The sequence below is a fragment of the Pseudomonas sp. NPDC090592 genome (assembly GCF_044769185.1).
Taxonomy (GTDB): Bacteria; Pseudomonadota; Gammaproteobacteria; order Pseudomonadales; family Pseudomonadaceae; genus Aquipseudomonas.
The window spans coordinates 51,981-67,496 of record NZ_JBIVXJ010000015.1; the positions used below are offsets into that span (position 1 = coordinate 51,981).

Below are 15,516 nucleotides of genomic sequence, written 5' to 3' on the forward strand. Positions count from 1 at the left end.
ACGTTCCCTATCCTTATTGGGCCAGGCCACGTTCCAGCCAGCGTTTGCTGGAGAAACTCACCGCCGCATCCAGCACCAATGCCAGCAGTGCGGTGCACGCGGCACCCAGCAGCAGCTGTGGCTGGTTGTTCAGGGCGATGCCGGGGAAGATCAGGCTACCCAGGCTGTTGGCGCCGATCAGGAACGCCAGCGGCGCAGTGCCTACGTTCAACGCCAGGGCCACGCGTACACCACCGACGATGATCGGCACGGCGTTGGGCAACTCCACCTGCCACAGTTGCTGGCGCGGGGTCATGCCGATGCCGGTAGCGGCTTCCTTGAGCGAGGCGGGGACGTTTTTCAGGCCCTCGTAGGTGTTACGCACGATGGGCAGGAGGGAGGCGAGGAACAGAGCGAAGATCGCAGGCCCGGCGCCGATGCCCAGGATACTGAGCGCGATGGCCAGAACGGCCAGGGGGGGGATGGTGTTGCCAACGTTGAAGAACTGCATGAAGCGCTCGGCTTTGTCGACCCGGTGCGGTCGACTGAGCGCAATGCCAGCCGGGATGCCCACGGCCAACGCCGCCGCCATCGAAGCCAGCACCAATACCAGGTGCGCTTGCAGGTAGAACCCAAGATCGTCGCGATACCGCGCGATCGTGTCGATGCCGATCCAGTGGATCAGCAGGGCCAGGATGACGAGCACGGTGGCGCATCCCAACAGCCCTTTACCGTAGCGTTTAGCCACAGGCGGACTCCTTGTGTTGTCGGCGAGCACACTTCTTTTTTGCCGGCCAGTCCTGGCGGCGGTTGGTGTGTTCGCGAGTAGCAGCGAGATGCAAGCCGAAGGCTGCGATCAGGCCATGAGCCGAACCCCGTCGGGCCCGAAAATGCTGATGAAACCAGTCCCCAACCGAAGCGGGTTGCAGGGGAGTGGACGTCTCCGTGGGCGTAAAGGTTCCCATCTGGGGCGGCATTTGGCCAGCGTTAATCACTGGCCGGGTGGAAAATTGGCGAGAAAAAACAGCGGGTTAATGCGCTGCAGGCGTTGAATTAACTGCCCTGTGGCCTTTTGTCGTGATAAAGCGATTGTTTGGTGGATTTGTGGTGTCTGTGCCGGCCTCTTCGCGGGCACGCCCGCTCCCACAGGTACTGCACAGGGCTGAGGGAAGTGGAGATCCCTGTGGGAGCGGGCGTGCCCGCGAAGAGGCCGGGCCTGCAGCCACTCAATCAGCCGATTTTGGTCCCCGCCCAACTTCAGGTATGATATCGCCCCTTTTAAATCCCCCAGTCAGGCGATTTCCCATGACCAACCAGGCCGCCGAAGTCGCGAAGCGCCGCACTTTCGCAATCATTTCCCACCCCGACGCCGGTAAGACCACCATCACCGAGAAGCTGCTGCTGATGGGCAAGGCCATTGCCGTCGCCGGTACCGTGAAGTCGCGCAAGTCCGACCGCCACGCCACCTCCGACTGGATGGAAATGGAGAAGCAGCGCGGCATCTCCATCACCACCTCGGTGATGCAGTTCCCGTACCGCGAGCACATGATCAACCTGCTCGACACCCCCGGTCACGAAGACTTCTCGGAAGACACCTACCGCACCCTGACCGCGGTGGATTCGGCGCTGATGGTGCTCGACGGCGGTAAAGGTGTAGAGCCGCGGACCATCGCCCTGATGGACGTGTGCCGCCTGCGCGACACGCCAATCGTCAGCTTCATCAACAAACTCGACCGTGACATCCGCGACCCGATCGAGCTGCTGGACGAGATCGAAGCCGTGCTGAAGATCAAGGCTGCGCCGATCACCTGGCCGATTGGTTGCTACCGCGACTTCAAAGGCGTGTACCACCTCACCGGCGACTACATCGTGGTGTACACCCCGGGCCATGGCCATGAGCGTACCGAAGCCAAGATCATCCAGAAGCTGGACTCGGACGAAGCCCGCGCCCACCTGGGCGACCAGTACGATTCGTTCGTCGAGCAATTGGAGCTGGTGCAGGGCGCCTGCCATGAGTTCAACCAGGAAGAGTTCATCAACGGTCAGCTGACCCCGGTGTTCTTCGGTACGGCACTGGGCAACTTCGGTGTCGACCATGTGCTCGACGCGGTCGTCGACTGGGCGCCGCGCCCGCTGGGCCGTGTTGCCCACGAGCGCACCGTCGAGCCTGTGGAAGAGAAGTTCACCGGCTTCGTGTTCAAGATCCAGGCGAACATGGACCCGAAACACCGCGACCGCATCGCCTTCATGCGCATTTGCTCGGGCAAGTACGAGAAGGGCATGAAGATGCGCCACGTGCGCCTGAACAAGGACCTGCGCATCGGCGATGCGCTGACCTTCTTCTCGTCCGAGCGTGAGCAGCTGGAAGAGGCCTTTGCCGGCGACATCATCGGCCTGCACAACCACGGCACCATCCAGATCGGCGACACCTTCACCGAAGGCGAGGCGCTGGGCTTCACCGGTATCCCGCACTTCGCCCCGGAACTGTTCCGCCGCGTACGCCTGAAAGACCCGCTGAAATCCAAACAGCTGCGTCAGGGCCTGCAGCAGCTGGCCGAAGAGGGTGCGACCCAGGTGTTCTTCCCCGAGCGCAGCAACGACATCATCCTGGGTGCGGTCGGTGTGCTGCAGTTCGACGTGGTCGCCAGCCGCCTGAAGGAAGAGTACAAGGTCGAGTGTGCCTACGAGCCGATCACCGTGTGGTCGGCGCGCTGGATCAGCTGCGACGACAAGAAGAAGCTTGAGGAATTCCAGACCAAGGCCATGGAAAACCTGGCCATCGACGGTGGCGGGCACCTGACCTACCTGGCGCCGACCCGGGTCAACCTGGCGCTGATGGAAGAGCGCTGGCCGGACATCAAGTTCCGCGCTACCCGCGAGCACCACTAACTATTGGAATTGGGGCTGCTTTGCAGCCCTTCGCGGGCATGCCCGCTCCCACAGGTATCGCATAACCTTCAGATGAAGTGATTCCCTGTGGGAGCGGGCGCGCCCGCGAAGGGGCGCAAAGCGGCCCCAATTTCAATTGCCTGCCTTGATACTGGTCCAGATGCGGGTTCTGATGCGATCGATCTTGGCCGGCATCGCCTCCAGCGCATATAGCTTGCCCATCACTTCCTCGCTCGGGTAAATCATCGAGTTACCCTTCATCGCCGGCTCCACCAGCCCGTCCGCTTTCAGGTTGCCGTTGGCGTACTGCACGTGGTTGCTGATGTTGGCCATCACTTCCGGCTGCAGCAGGTAATTCATGTAGGCATACCCGGCCTTTTCATCCGGTGCATCGGCCGGCATGGCGACCATGTCGAACCACATCGGCGCACCTTCCTTGGGTATCGAGTAACCCACCTTCACCCCGTTCTTCGCTTCCTCAGCACGGTTCTTCGCCTGCAGCACATCCCCCGAGAAGCCGACCACCACGCAGATATCGCCATTGGCCAGGTCGCCGGTGTACTTCGAGGAGTGGAAGTAGCTGATGTACGGCCGTACCTGCATCAGCAGTGCCTTGGCCTTGTCGTAGTCCGCCGGGTTCTGGCTGTGGTGCGGCAGGCCCAGGTAGTGCAGGGCAATCGGCAGCAGCTCGGGGCCGTTGTCCAGCACCGCGACGCCGCAGCTTTTCAGCTTGCTCATGTACTCGGGCTTGAAGATCAGGTCCCAGGAGTCCAGCGGGGCGTTGTCGCCGAGCACCGCCTTGACCTTGTCGATGTTGTAGCCGATGCCGGTACTGCCCCACAGGTAAGGGAAGCCGTACTGGTTGCCCGGGTCGTTGACCTCCAGCGCCTTGAGCAGCACCGGGTTGAGGTTGTGCCAGTTGGGCAACTGCGACTTGTCCAGGCGCTTCAGGGCCTTGCCCTGGATTTGCCGGGCCATGAAGTGGTTGGACGGGAACACCACGTCGTAGCCGGAGTTGCCGGTCATCAGCTTGCCGTCGAGGGTTTCGTTGCTGTCGTACACGTCGTAGGTGGGCACGATGCCGCTGGCCTGCTGGAAGTTCTTCAGCGTGTCGGGGGCGACGTAGCTGGACCAGTTGTAGATCTTTACCGTTTCGGCGGCGCCGGCGAAGCTTGCGGCCAGCATCAGGGGTGCGAGAAGGAGCATGCGCATGTCGGGGTTACCTTGCTTTGTCTGTTGTTATCGAAGGCAGGCGATCAGCGGATCAGAAGATGAGTACGTAAGTCTTGCGCACGGTCTCCTGGATGTCCCAGGTGCCGGTGCTGTTGGCCGGTAGCATCAATGCGTCTCCGGCTTCTATGAGCAGGGGCTCGCCACCGTCGGGGGTGAACGTGCAGCGGCCCTTGATGAAATGGCAGAACTCCTGTTGCACGATCTGCCGCCGCCAGCGCCCGGGGGTGCACTCCCAGATGCCGGTTTCGACGCCGTCGCTGCGTTCCACGCAGGTGACCGAAGTCACTGCCACGGGTTCGCCAAGGGGTACCGCGACGGGGGTGGAGCTATCGAGCACGGCGCTGTCGGTGTTCTTGAACTGGGTGATGCTCATGACCGGTAAGTCCTGTGTCGGGAAAAAGGGAAGTCAGTGCATGAAGCCTTCCATGAAGTCCGCAAGATTACTGGCCAGGCGCCGCCTCCAGGGCGCACTGGCGGGGTTGGCGAGGGTCCGGTCCTCGTGGACGAAGCTCTGGATGATCGCGTTGTAGCCCAGCCAGCGGCAGGGTTCGGGTGGCCAGCTGGCCAGGCTGGAAAGGGGGCGATTGTCGAGGACCCAGGGTTGCCCGGTCAGCGCGTTGTGCTGGTTGAGGATCAGCGCTGCCAGGGTCCGCCCGCCCAGGTTGGTGGCACCAACGCCCTCGCCACCGTAACCGCCGGCCAGGGCGATGCCGCGCTGGCGGTCGCAGAGCATGTGCGGGCGGAAGCGCCGCGCCATGCCCAGGTTACCGCCCCACGAGTGGGTGATGCGCACGTGCTTCAGCTGCGGGAACAATTCGCTGAACAGGTAGCGGCGCAGTTCGATTTCCTGCTCGTCGAGGTTGAAGTTTTCGCGCAGGCGGCCACCGAAGCGGTAGCCACCACGGGCGCCGAACACCAGGCGGTTGTCGGCGGTACGCTGGCCATAGGTGACCTGGCGGCTGCTCTCGCTGAACGCCTGGCCCTGGATCAGGCCAATCTGTTCCCAGGTGGTTTCCGGCAACGGCTCGGTGGCCACCAGCAGGCTCTGTACCGGCAGTTGATGCTTGCCCAGTGGCGGCAGGCTGGCGGCGTAGCCTTCCACGGCGGGTACCATCCACTGGCAGCGAATGCGCGCCAGCGGAGTACGTACTTCGCCGGGTTGCCAGTCGATGGCCGGGGTGTTCTCGTAGATCGTCACGCCCAGCGCTTCTACCGCCCTGGCCAGGCCGCGCACCAGCTTGGCCGGCTGGATGGTCGCGGTGTGCGGGCTGTAGATGGCGCCATAGGCATTGCTGACCCGCAGTTGGGCGTCCAGCTGTTCGGGGCGCAGCCAGCGGTAGTCGTCTTCGGTCATGCCCTGGCGGTACAGGTCGTCGAGGTAGGCGCGCAGGCTGCGCTCTTGCTCCGGGTAGCGCGCGGCGCAGTACAGCACGCCGCCCTTGCGGTAGTCGCAGTCGATGCCTTCGCGCTGCAGCACGCTGTGCACCTCATCGGGGATAGCGTGCAGCAGGTCGATGCTGGCGCGGCGCTGTTGCGGTGACAGGCTGGCGAGCAGGCGGTCCTCGCCCAGCAGGTTGCCCATCAGCCAGCCGCCGTTGCGCCCGGAGGCACCGAAGCCGGCGATGTTGGCGTCGATCACCGCGATGTTCAATTGCGGCGCCTGGCGCTTGAGGTAGTAGGCGGTCCACAGGCCGGTATAGCCGGCGCCGATGATGCACACATCCGTATCCAGGTCTTCACGCAGGGCCGGGCGGGCGCACAGTGGCTCGTCGAGCTGGTCCATCCACAGGCTGAGCGTGCGCAGGGGTTGCATCGGGTTCGGCTCCACATCGGTCAAGGTCTATGGGCGATCCTAGTGCTGTCGACGGGGGGCTGTCTTACGTGCGTGCACGCAGGGAAATTTGCTTCAGGTAGGCCTTGGGCGTGAGCCCGGTGTGTTCACGGAAGCACTTGTAGAACGCCGACAGCGAGTTGAAGCCGGCGCTGAAGGCCAGGTCGTCGATCGTCGCTTCGACCCTGTCATCGCCGAGGCTGGCCATCAGGTGCTGCAGGCGCGCCTGGTTGACGTAGCGGTAGAAGCTTTGCCCCAGCACCTGGTTCAGCAGGTAGGAGATCTGGTTGCGGCTGTAGCCACTGGCCTCTGCCACCTGCTGCAGGTCCAGCTCCGGGTCCAGGTACGGGCGCTGGCGCTGGAAGTAGTGCTCCAGGTCCTGGGCCATGGTCGACAGCTGCCGAGGTGACAGGCCCAGGCGGCTGGTGGCCGGGCGCGGCCCGTTGCTGGTCAGGCCGTTGCCGTTCTGGCGCACCAGGGTGGCGTATTCGTTGACCCGCCAGATCAGCCCGTCCTTGACGGTGATCGCCTCGCTGGACTGGAACGCCACCAGGCCGTCGCCGCCCTGCACCGTGACCTGGTACTGGATGAACGCGGTGCAGCCATCGACGCGGATACGGTCGCTGTGGACGATGTCCTCGCCGGCTTCATGGGGCAGGCAGGCGCGTACGTAGTCGCGCAGCTCCTGATAGCCGAGCACGCGGTTCTGGAAAAAGTCGTGGTACTGGATGTCCGGGTGGTACAGCGCGATCACGCCGTCGAGGTCGCGGTGCTTCCAGCACAGGTGGTAGCGCAGCACGGTATCGGCGGTGATCGGGGTCTGGGCGGGGTCATCGGGCAGCGTCATGAACGGATCATGCCTCGTCGCCCGGCCACGTTACAAGAATGCAGAACACCTGATGCACGGGGCGCAGTCGCGCATTTTGCACGGTCCAGGTTCAGCGGGCCGCTCCAACCCATTGATTTGCATAGGTGTCATTTTTTGTCACAACTGGCACAGCCGCTGCAAAGGTTACTGCGCGAATGGAATTCTCGCTCACAACATAAGGCGCACACATCATGATCACTCCTGCCGATTATCCCGTTGTCGATACGCAAAGCCGCTCAGGAGTTTCCTGGGCGGCAATCTTCGCTGGCGCGGCCGCCGCTGCGTCGGTGTCCCTGATTCTCGTGGTATTGGGTGCCGGGTTGGGCTTTGCGGCTACCTCACCTTGGGCTGACGAGGGTGCGAGTGCAAAGGCCTTGGGCGTCTCTACCATCATCTGGTTGCTGGTGACGCAGATCATCGCCTCGGGCATGGGCGGCTACATTGCCGGGCGGTTGCGGGTGAAATGGGCCAACCTGCATGGCGATGAAGTGTACTTCCGCGATACCGCGCATGGTTTCCTGTCGTGGGCCGTGGCGACCTTGGTAGCGGCGATGCTGGTACTCGGTGCTGCGGGCAACCTGATAGGTGCCGGGGCCAGTGCAGCTTCCCAGGCGGCTACCGTTTCGGTAGCGGCGGGTGGTGCTGCGGCAGCGGGTGGCAACAACGACTCCATGGGCTATTTCGTCGATAGCCTGTTCCGTGGCGATGGTCCGGCGCCGGTCAGCGACGATGCGGCCAACGGCGTAGCCGCGCGCATTCTGGCCAAGGGCGTAGCGGGTAATGGTGCACTGCCTGCCGAAGACCGCGCCTACCTGGCGCAGCTGGTAGCCCAGCGCACGCGTTTGACCCAGGCCGAAGCCGAAGCCCGTGTCGACCAGGTGATGGCACAGGTACAACAGCTGAAAGCCGATGCCAAGCAAGCGGCTGACACGGCTGCCAAGGTAGCTGCCTGGACTGCGCTGTGGACATTCATTGCCCTGCTGTGTGGCGCATTCTTCGCCAGCCTGGCTGCCCTTTATGGTGGCCGTCAACGCGACCGTGTGCAGTGGCTTGAAGGCGAATACGTAGCCCGTCGCACCGTTTAACGTTAAACAAGGAGAACTGCCATGCGCTCGATACTACTGTGGATGATTGGCGTACCGATTCCGGTCATCATCCTGATTGCGCTGTTCATGCATTGACTGAAGGAGGGGCGGCGTTGGCTGCCCTTCACTTTTTTGGCAGAAGGAGAAGAGCATGCGCTCGATATTGCTGTGGATGATCGGGGTGCCGATTCCGGTGATCATCCTGATCTGGTTGTTCATGCATTGAGATTGTGGGGCCGCTTTGCGGCCCTTTCGCGACACAAGGCCGCTCCCACATTGTTCGGTGTACGCAGGCCTTTGTGGGAGCGGCCTTGTGTCGCGATGGGCTGCAAAGCAGCCCCCGGCGATCTAAAGCCTAAAGAAACTGCTCGGCATAATGACAAGCCACCTGCCGCGTACTCACCTGCCGCAACGCCGGCACTTCCTTGGCACACCGCTCGGTCGCATGCGGGCAACGCTTGTGAAACGCACACCCATCCGGCGGGTTCAGCGGGTTGGGCAGCTCCCCGGCAATGCGAATCTTCGGTTTCAACGGGTCCGGGTGAATCGCCGGTGTCGCCGACAGCAGCGCCTGGGTATACGGGTGCAGCGGCTTCTCGTAGATGTCCTCTTTCGGCCCCATCTCCACCGGCCGCCCCAAATACATCACCAGCACGTGATCGGCCACATGCCGCACCACCGCCAGGTTGTGCGAGATGAACACGTAGGCGGTGTTGAACTCCTTTTGCAGGTCCATGAACAGGTTCAGCACCTGCGCCTGGATCGACACGTCCAGCGCCGAGGTCGGCTCGTCCGCCACCAGCACTTTTGGTTGCAGCATCATCGCACGTGCCAAGGCAATACGCTGGCGCTGGCCACCCGAGAACATGTGCGGGTAACGCTGGTAATGCTCAGGGCGCAGGCCGACCTGCTCCATCATCTTCTGCACCTTGTCGCGCCGCTCGGCCTTGCTCAGCGAAGTATTGATCAGCAGCGGCTCGGCCAGCTGGTCACCAATCTTCTGCCGTGGGTTAAGCGAGGCGTAAGGGCTCTGGAACACCATCTGCACATCACGGCGCAATTGCTTGCGCTCTGCCTTGCTGGCGCCCTTCACCTCGGTACCGGCAATTTGCAGCGAGCCGGACGATGGCTCTTCGATCAGGGTCAGCGCGCGGGCCAGGGTCGACTTGCCGCAGCCGGACTCACCAACTACCGCCAGTGTCTTGCCGGCTTCCAGTTCGAACGACACACCATTCAGTGCACGGACCAGCGCGTGGCCTTTGAACAGCCCGCGTGAGACTTCGTAATGCCGGGTCAGCTCCCGGGCGGATAGAACGACGGCCATCACGCCACCTCCTGATTCAACGGGTAGAAGCAGCGCACCAGGCTGTAAGCCTGGGGATCAAGGGGCGGGCGCTGGCGCCGGCAGTTGTCCTGCACATACGGGCAGCGTGGCGACAGCAGGCAGCCGACGGGGCGGTCGTAGCGGCCGGGGACGATGCCGGGCAGGGTGGCCAGGCGTTCGGCACCGATACTGTGCTCGGGGATCGCCGCCAGCAATGCTTCACTGTAAGGGTGGGCGGGCACGTCGAACAATTCCGGCACCTGGCCCACTTCCACGGCCTGGCCGGCGTACATCACGCACACCCGCCTGGCCGTTTCGGCAACCACGGCGAGGTCGTGGGTGATCAGGATGAGCGCCATGTTGCGCTCTTTCTGCAGGTTGACCAGCAGCTCCATGATCTGCGCCTGGATGGTCACGTCCAGTGCCGTGGTCGGCTCGTCGGCGATCAGCAGCTTGGGCTCGCCGGCAATGGCCATGGCAATCGCCACGCGCTGGCTCATGCCGCCGGACAACTGGTGCGGGTAGGCATCCAGGCGGCTTTCGGCTGCTGGAATTTCCACTTTCTTCAATAGCTCAAGGGCACGCTGGCGTGCGGCCTTGCCCTTCAGGCCCAGGTGCTGGCGCAGCACTTCCTCGATCTGGTAGCCCACGGTGTAGCTGGGGTTGAGTGCAGTCATCGGGTCCTGGAAGACCATGGCGATGTCCTTGCCCACCACCTTGCGCCGCTGCCGGCCGCTGAGCTTGAGCATGTCGGTGCCGTCGAAGCTGAGGGCGTCGGCGGTGATGCGCCCGGGGGCGTCGATCAGGCCCATCAGGGCCATCATGGTGACGGATTTGCCCGAGCCCGATTCGCCGACAATGGCAAGGATCTCGCCGGCCTCTACCGCGAGGTCCAGTCCATCGACCACGGGTACCGCAGTGGCGTCGCCGAAGCGCACGTTGAGGTTCTTGATCTGCAACAGTGACATGGCGTTCTCCTCAGGCGGCGTTCTTGAGTTTCGGGTCCAGCGCATCGCGCAGGCCGTCGCCCATCAGGTTGATTGCCAGCACACTGAGCAGAATGGTCAGCCCGGGCAGGCTCACCACCCACCAGGCGCGCTCGATGTAGTCACGGGCCGAAGCCAGCATGGTGCCCCATTCCGGGGTCGGCGGTTGCACGCCCAGGCCGAGGAAGCCCAACGCGGCAGCGTCGAGGATTGCCGAGGAAAAACTGAGGGTCGCCTGCACGATCAGCGGCGCCATGCAGTTGGGGAGCACGGTGACGAACATCAGCCGTGGCAATCCGGCACCGGCCAGGCGTGCGGCGGTAACGTAGTCGCGGTTGAGTTCAACCATTACCGCAGCGCGAGTCAGGCGCACATAGGAGGGCAGGGAGACAATCGCAATGGCGATTACGGTGTTGATCAGTCCTGGGCCGAGGATAGCGACGATGGCCACGGCCAGCAGCAGCGACGGCAAGGCCAGCATCACGTCCATCAGGCGCATGATCGACGGGCCGAGCAAACCGGGGAAGAAACCGGCCAGCAGGCCCAGCAGGATGCCAGGAATCAGCGACATCACCACCGACGACAGGCCGATCAGCAGCGACAACCGTGCGCCCTGGATCAAGCGCGAGAGCAGGTCGCGGCCCAGTTCGTCAGTGCCGAGGATGAACTGCCAGGTGCCGCCTTCCAGCCACACCGGCGGGGTCAGCAGGAAGTCACGGTACTGCTCGCTGGGGTCATGTGGGGCGACCCACGGCGCAAACAGCGCGCAGAACACCACCAGGCACATGAAGGCCAGGCCCATCACCGCGCCCTTGTTGCGCGCGAAGGCTTGCCAGAATTCTTTGTACGGCGAGGGGTAGAGCAGGCTCTGGTCCACCGGGCTGGCCGGCGACACGGATTTGGGGATCGGGCTAGTCATGGCAAGGGCCTCAGCGCTGATGACGGATGCGTGGGTTGGCCAGGCCGTAGAGGATGTCCACGACGAAGTTGACCAGGATCACCAGGCAGGCGATCAACAGGATGCCGTTCTGGACCACGGGGTAGTCACGGGCACCGATGGCTTCGATCAGCCATTTGCCGATGCCCGGCCAGGAGAAGATGGTTTCGGTCAGCACCGCACCGGCCAGCAGCGTGCCGACCTGCAGGCCGAACACGGTCAGTACCGGGATCAGCGCGTTGCGCAGGCCATGCACGAACACCACGCGGGCCGGCGACAGGCCTTTGGCACGGGCGGTGCGGATGTAGTCTTCGCGCAGCACTTCAAGCATCGACGAGCGGGTCATGCGGGCGATCACCGCCAGCGGGATGGTGCCGAGCACGATGGCCGGCAGGATCAGGTGCATCACCGCGTCCTTGAACGCGCCTTCTTCGTCGCTGAGCAGGGTGTCGATGAGCATGAAGCCGGTTTTCGGCTCGATGTCATAGAGCAGGTCGATGCGCCCGGATACCGGGGTCCAGCCCAGGCTTACCGAGAAGAACATGATCAGGATCAGGCCCCACCAGAAGATCGGCATCGAGTAGCCGGCCAGCGAGATGCCCATCACCCCATGGTCGAACAGCGAACCGCGCTTGAGCGCGGCGATCACCCCGGCCAGCAGGCCGACGATGCCGGCGAACAGCAGGGCGGCGAAGGCCAGTTCGAGGGTGGCGGGGAACAGGGTGAGGAACTCGGTCCATACGCTTTCGCGGGTACGCAGCGATTCACCGAGGTCGCCCTGGGCCAGTTTGCCGACGTAGTCCAGGTACTGGACCGGCAGTGGCTTGTTCAGGCCCAGGCGCTCCATGGCCTGGGCATGCATTTCGGGGTCGACCCTGCGCTCGCCCATCATCACTTCCACCGGGTCGCCGGGGATCAGGCGTATGAGCGCGAAGGTCAGCAAGGTGATGCCGAAAAAGGTCGGAATCAGCAGGCCAAGGCGCCGGGCAATAAAGCTCAACATTGTCGGGGTTACCTCTTCAGGCCGCGCGGCAAACAGCGCGCTACGGCAGTGCCGCCGGGCCCCGTACGGGTGGCCGGCGGTCGTTGTTGTTCTACTTCACCTTGGTGGTGGCGAAGTTGTTTTTGGCCAGAGGGCTGATCACGTAGCCCTCCACGTTGTCACGCATGGCGGTGAACATCTTCGGATGGGCCATGCTGATCCAGGGTTGGTCGTCATCGTACACCTTCAATGCCTCGCTATAGAGCCTTGCGCGTTCGTCGTTGTCGATCACCTCGCGGGCGCGGCTGATCAGCTCCTGGAACTTAGGGTTGCACCAGCGCGCATAGTTCTCACCGGTCTTGGCCGCCTCGCAACTGAGCAGGGGGGTGAGGAAGTTGTCCGGGTCGCCGTTGTCGCCGGCCCAGCCGGTGGACACCAGGTCGGCTTCGCCTTTCTTGGCACGGCGCAGCATTTCGGCCCATTCCATCACGCGGATATCCAGCTTCAGGCCGATCTGCTTGAGGTCGGCTTGCAGCATCTCGGCAGACAGACGCGGGTTAGGGTTGGTCATGCCGCCGCCGTTGCGGGTGAACAGGGTAATGACCGTGCCCTCCGGTACGCCAGCCTCCTTGAGCAGGGCGCGTGCCTTGTCGAGGTCACGCGGCGGGTTCTGGTTGGCGTTGTTGTAGCCGATCATGGTCGGCGGGTAGGGGTTGACGCCCACCAGCGCGTTGCCTTTGCCAAACAGCTGGTCGACGTGGGTCTGGCGGTCGAAGGCCATGTTGATGGCTTTGCGCACGCGCACATCGTTGAGGTACTTGTGCTCGGTATTCATGGCGATGTAGCCGGTGACCAGCGCTTCGGTCTCGGCCACCTTGAGCCTGGCGTCGGCCTTGATCGACGGTACGTCTTCCGGCTTGGGGTAGAGCGCGACCTGGCATTCATCGGCGCGCAGTTTTTGCAGGCGCACGTTGCTGTCGGTAGCGATGGCGAAAATCAGCGCATCGGCGGGTGGCTTGCCGCGGAAGTAGTCCGGGTTGGGTTTGAAGCGCACCTGGGCGTCCTTGTTGTAGCGCTGGAAGATGAACGGGCCGGTGCCGATCGGCTTGCTGTTCAGCTCGGCGGTTTTACCGGCCTTGAGCAACTGGTCGCCGTATTCGGCGGAGTAGATCGACGTGAAGCCCATGGCCATGTCGCGCAGGAACGGTGCTTCGGGGCGGGTGAGGGTGATCACCACGGTGTGTTCGTCGGTCTTGTCCACCGACTTGAGCAGGCTCTTGAACGCCATGCTTTCGAAATACGGGTAACCGACACTGGTCTTGTCATGCCACGGGTGCGCAGGGTCGAGCTGGCGGCGCAGGCTCCATAGCACATCATCGGCGTTGAACGTGCGCGTGGGGGTGAAGTAGTCGGTGCTGTGGAACTTGACGCCCTGTCGCAAGTGGAAGGTGTAGGTCAGGCCGTCTGGTGATATGTCCCAGCGCTCGGCCAGGGACGGTTCGATGTCGGTGGTACCTGGCTTGAAGTCGACCAGGCGGTTGAACAGCGTTTCGGCGGTGGCGTCGAACGTGACACCGGTCGTGTACTGCACAACGTCGAACCCTTCCGGGCTGGCCTCGGTACACACTACCAGCGGTTTGGCCGCCACCTGCGCGGCACCGCCCAGCACCAGTACGGCCAAGGCAAGGCGTATGGGTAACGATTTCATGAAAGCGCTCTGCATGGGTCAGGGACTCCCGGCTTGCATTGATTCCAGCTTAGCTGCCACGGCCCACCATGAGCGGGCCGTGGCGCCAGCGGTCAGAGAATGTTGAATGGAATGGTGGTTACCACGCGGAACTCATCCAGGCTGCCGTCACCCTGCGCCTTGCTGGCGCGGTGGGTGGTGTAGGTGGCACGGATGCTGGTGTCTTTCAGCGGCCCGCTCTGTACCGCGTAGCTGGTGCCAATGCCCCACTCGTAGTGGGTTTCGCCGTCCAGGCCATTCACGTCGTAGGCCGTGCCGCGGTAATGGGTGCCATCGATGCCCCAGCCACGAGCGTTGTACAGGTTGAACTTGAGACCCGGCACGCCGTAGGGCGCCATGTTCAGCACGTAGGAGAGTTTCAGTGACTTCTCGTTGGGGCCGTTGAAGTCCGACAGCAGCGAGTTGGCCAGGTAGATGCCGTTGGTTTCGTGCAGGTAGTCGAAGTACTCATTGCCATTGACCTGCTGCCACGAAACGCCGAGGGTGTGGGCCTGGTGCGTCAGATCCAGCGACAGGCTGTAGGTGTCGTTGTCGATCTTGCCCATCTTCTGTCTGCCGGCATCGACCGTCTTGTAGTAGTTCAGGCCGGTGCTCAGGCTGAGTACCGCGCTGTCGCCCAGCACGTGGTTGGCGCCGAAGTAGTACTGGTTCCAGAAGTCGTCGACCTTGGTCGCGTACAGGCTGGTGCTCAGGCTCTTGAGCGGCTGGTAGTTGATGCCGGCGGTGCTGGCACGGTCGGTTTCTACGCCGGTGGCGCTGTATTCACTGCGGAATTTGCTCAGGCTTTGCTCGGTGCGTGGCGAGACGCGGTCGAACGTACCGAGGTCGAAGCTGAGATTGTCGAACTCGGCGCTGTGCAGGAACACGCCCTGGAAGCTCGATGGCAAGGCGCGGTTGCCGATGTAGGCGATCATCGGCGTGTCCACTGACTGACGGCCCAGGGTAAGGGTGGTGTTGGACACGCGTGCCTTGATGTTGCCCAGGCCCAGCTTGCTCCACTGGCCGATGGGGTCGCCATCGCTGTGGGTGAGGGTGCGGTTGTTGGGGCCGGCGATGGCCTGGCGGCTTTGTTGCAGGGCGATGGCGTTGTAGCCGGCGGCCTCGACAGCGATGCCCACGGTGCCTTCGGTGAAGCCGGAGCTGTAGTTGAGGATAGTGCCTTGTACCCAGTTTTCACGGCTATGGGTATCGTGGCGGCTGCCGTCGCTCTTGTAGTACTTCCACAGCGGGGCGCGTGCAGCGCGTTCGCGGGCATACCAGTTGCGGGTGCTGCCGGACAGGTTCTGGCCTTCGATAAAGCCGCTGGCCTGGGCTTGCTCGCTGGTGCTTTTGAGGGTGATGGGGATGAAGTCCTGGCTCTGTGGGTCGGCCTGGGCCACGGTGGTCAAGGCACTGATGGATAAGGCCAGTGCGGTCAAGGTGAAGACTCTCAAGGTTAAAGCTCCTTTTTCTTTTCTAGTTATTGCCGGCCTTGTGGGCCGGATGGTTGTTGCGGTGTTGCCAGGGTTGCCACGGGATCACCGGGCTAAAATCGGGGAGTTGTGTTGCCAGTGCCGGCCCAATCGCCGGCAAGCCGGCTCCCACAGGGATCTGTATCGGTCCCTGGGTTTGTGGAGAACTTTGTGGGAGCTGGCTTGCCGGCGATGAGGCCGGTG

14 protein-coding genes are annotated in these 15,516 nt (G+C 63.1%); 2 read left to right on the forward strand and 12 right to left on the reverse strand.

The genetic code is table 11. The annotated features are described in order from the left end of the window. Window positions 1-13: 13 nt before the first annotated feature. Window positions 14-727, reverse strand: a complete 714-nt coding sequence (locus ACIQUI_RS15430) for an ABC transporter permease (RefSeq protein ID WP_043196954.1) — start codon at window positions 725-727, stop codon at window positions 14-16. 557 nt (window positions 728-1,284) lie between these two features. On the opposite strand from ACIQUI_RS15430, the gene ACIQUI_RS15435 reads away from it, so the two are divergent. Continuing rightward, window positions 1,285-2,868 (forward strand): peptide chain release factor 3, encoded by a 1,584-nt coding sequence (locus ACIQUI_RS15435; protein ID WP_003248481.1) that lies wholly within the window; start codon window positions 1,285-1,287, stop codon window positions 2,866-2,868. A 132-nt stretch (window positions 2,869-3,000) separates the two neighbouring features. On the opposite strand, the gene ACIQUI_RS15440 is transcribed toward ACIQUI_RS15435, so the two are convergent. The 4 genes from ACIQUI_RS15440 to ACIQUI_RS15455 form a co-directional block, all read right to left on the reverse strand. Next, window positions 3,001-4,080 carry a polyamine ABC transporter substrate-binding protein gene (locus tag ACIQUI_RS15440; protein ID WP_403199991.1) on the reverse strand — a complete coding sequence of 360 codons (1,080 nt, stop codon included), beginning with the start codon at window positions 4,078-4,080 and terminating at the stop codon, window positions 3,001-3,003. A 52-nt stretch (window positions 4,081-4,132) separates the two neighbouring features. Further along, window positions 4,133-4,474: a cupin domain-containing protein gene (locus ACIQUI_RS15445; protein ID WP_403199994.1), complete on the reverse strand. Its 342-nt coding sequence runs from the start codon at window positions 4,472-4,474 to the stop codon at window positions 4,133-4,135. A 33-nt stretch (window positions 4,475-4,507) separates the two neighbouring features. Next, window positions 4,508-5,914, reverse strand: coding sequence for an NAD(P)/FAD-dependent oxidoreductase (locus ACIQUI_RS15450; protein ID WP_403199996.1), 1,407 nt, complete (start codon window positions 5,912-5,914; stop codon window positions 4,508-4,510). 64 nt (window positions 5,915-5,978) lie between these two features. Beyond that, window positions 5,979-6,779, reverse strand: a complete 801-nt coding sequence (locus tag ACIQUI_RS15455; protein WP_403199999.1) for a helix-turn-helix domain-containing protein — start codon at window positions 6,777-6,779, stop codon at window positions 5,979-5,981. Window positions 6,780-6,991: 212 nt separating this feature from the next. Between ACIQUI_RS15455 and ACIQUI_RS15460 the strand changes: the two genes are divergently transcribed. Further along, a complete protein-coding gene (locus ACIQUI_RS15460; protein ID WP_403200002.1) occupies window positions 6,992-7,885 on the forward strand; it encodes a hypothetical protein in 894 nt (297 codons plus the stop codon). A gap of 33 nt (window positions 7,886-7,918) precedes the next feature. Here ACIQUI_RS15460 and ACIQUI_RS15465 read toward each other — a convergent pair whose 3' ends face one another. The 7 genes from ACIQUI_RS15465 to ACIQUI_RS15495 form a co-directional block, all read right to left on the reverse strand. Then, window positions 7,919-8,104: a hypothetical protein gene (locus ACIQUI_RS15465; protein ID WP_403200004.1), complete on the reverse strand. Its 186-nt coding sequence runs from the start codon at window positions 8,102-8,104 to the stop codon at window positions 7,919-7,921. 136 nt (window positions 8,105-8,240) lie between these two features. Beyond that, a complete protein-coding gene (locus ACIQUI_RS15470) occupies window positions 8,241-9,209 on the reverse strand; it encodes a peptide ABC transporter ATP-binding protein (protein ID WP_403200007.1) in 969 nt (322 codons plus the stop codon). Further along, on the reverse strand, window positions 9,209-10,177 hold the full coding sequence (locus ACIQUI_RS15475; protein WP_403200010.1) for an ABC transporter ATP-binding protein: 969 nt from the start codon (window positions 10,175-10,177) through the stop codon (window positions 9,209-9,211). Before ACIQUI_RS15475 ends, ACIQUI_RS15470 begins: the two co-directional genes overlap by 1 nt. A 10-nt stretch (window positions 10,178-10,187) precedes the next feature. Then, complete coding sequence (locus ACIQUI_RS15480) at window positions 10,188-11,114, reverse strand: ABC transporter permease subunit (protein WP_403200012.1); 927 nt, start codon at window positions 11,112-11,114, stop codon at window positions 10,188-10,190. 10 nt (window positions 11,115-11,124) lie between these two features. Then, window positions 11,125-12,135, reverse strand: a complete 1,011-nt coding sequence (locus tag ACIQUI_RS15485) for an ABC transporter permease subunit (RefSeq protein WP_016485006.1) — start codon at window positions 12,133-12,135, stop codon at window positions 11,125-11,127. A gap of 91 nt (window positions 12,136-12,226) precedes the next feature. Beyond that, window positions 12,227-13,837, reverse strand: coding sequence for an ABC transporter substrate-binding protein (locus ACIQUI_RS15490; RefSeq protein ID WP_403200015.1), 1,611 nt, complete (start codon window positions 13,835-13,837; stop codon window positions 12,227-12,229). A 77-nt stretch (window positions 13,838-13,914) separates the two neighbouring features. Beyond that, window positions 13,915-15,294, reverse strand: a complete 1,380-nt coding sequence (locus tag ACIQUI_RS15495) for an OprD family porin (protein WP_403200017.1) — start codon at window positions 15,292-15,294, stop codon at window positions 13,915-13,917. Window positions 15,295-15,516: the final 222 nt, after the last annotated feature.

Coding starts and splice junctions, on each gene's coding strand:
- ACIQUI_RS15435 (WP_003248481.1), top strand. CDS start 1,285: ATGACCAACCAGGCCGCCGAAGTCGCGAAGCGCCGCACTTTCGCAATC.
- ACIQUI_RS15470 (WP_403200007.1), bottom strand. CDS start 9,209: ATGGCCGTCGTTCTATCCGCCCGGGAGCTGACCCGGCATTACGAAGTC.
- ACIQUI_RS15440 (WP_403199991.1), bottom strand. CDS start 4,080: ATGCGCATGCTCCTTCTCGCACCCCTGATGCTGGCCGCAAGCTTCGCC.
- ACIQUI_RS15485 (WP_016485006.1), bottom strand. CDS start 12,135: ATGTTGAGCTTTATTGCCCGGCGCCTTGGCCTGCTGATTCCGACCTTT.
- ACIQUI_RS15445 (WP_403199994.1), bottom strand. CDS start 4,474: ATGAGCATCACCCAGTTCAAGAACACCGACAGCGCCGTGCTCGATAGC.
- ACIQUI_RS15475 (WP_403200010.1), bottom strand. CDS start 10,177: ATGTCACTGTTGCAGATCAAGAACCTCAACGTGCGCTTCGGCGACGCC.
- ACIQUI_RS15480 (WP_403200012.1), bottom strand. CDS start 11,114: ATGACTAGCCCGATCCCCAAATCCGTGTCGCCGGCCAGCCCGGTGGAC.
- ACIQUI_RS15490 (WP_403200015.1), bottom strand. CDS start 13,837: ATGCAGAGCGCTTTCATGAAATCGTTACCCATACGCCTTGCCTTGGCC.
- ACIQUI_RS15450 (WP_403199996.1), bottom strand. CDS start 5,914: ATGCAACCCCTGCGCACGCTCAGCCTGTGGATGGACCAGCTCGACGAG.
- ACIQUI_RS15460 (WP_403200002.1), top strand. CDS start 6,992: ATGATCACTCCTGCCGATTATCCCGTTGTCGATACGCAAAGCCGCTCA.
- ACIQUI_RS15455 (WP_403199999.1), bottom strand. CDS start 6,779: ATGACGCTGCCCGATGACCCCGCCCAGACCCCGATCACCGCCGATACC.
- ACIQUI_RS15465 (WP_403200004.1), bottom strand. CDS start 8,104: ATGAACAACCAGATCAGGATGATCACCGGAATCGGCACCCCGATCATC.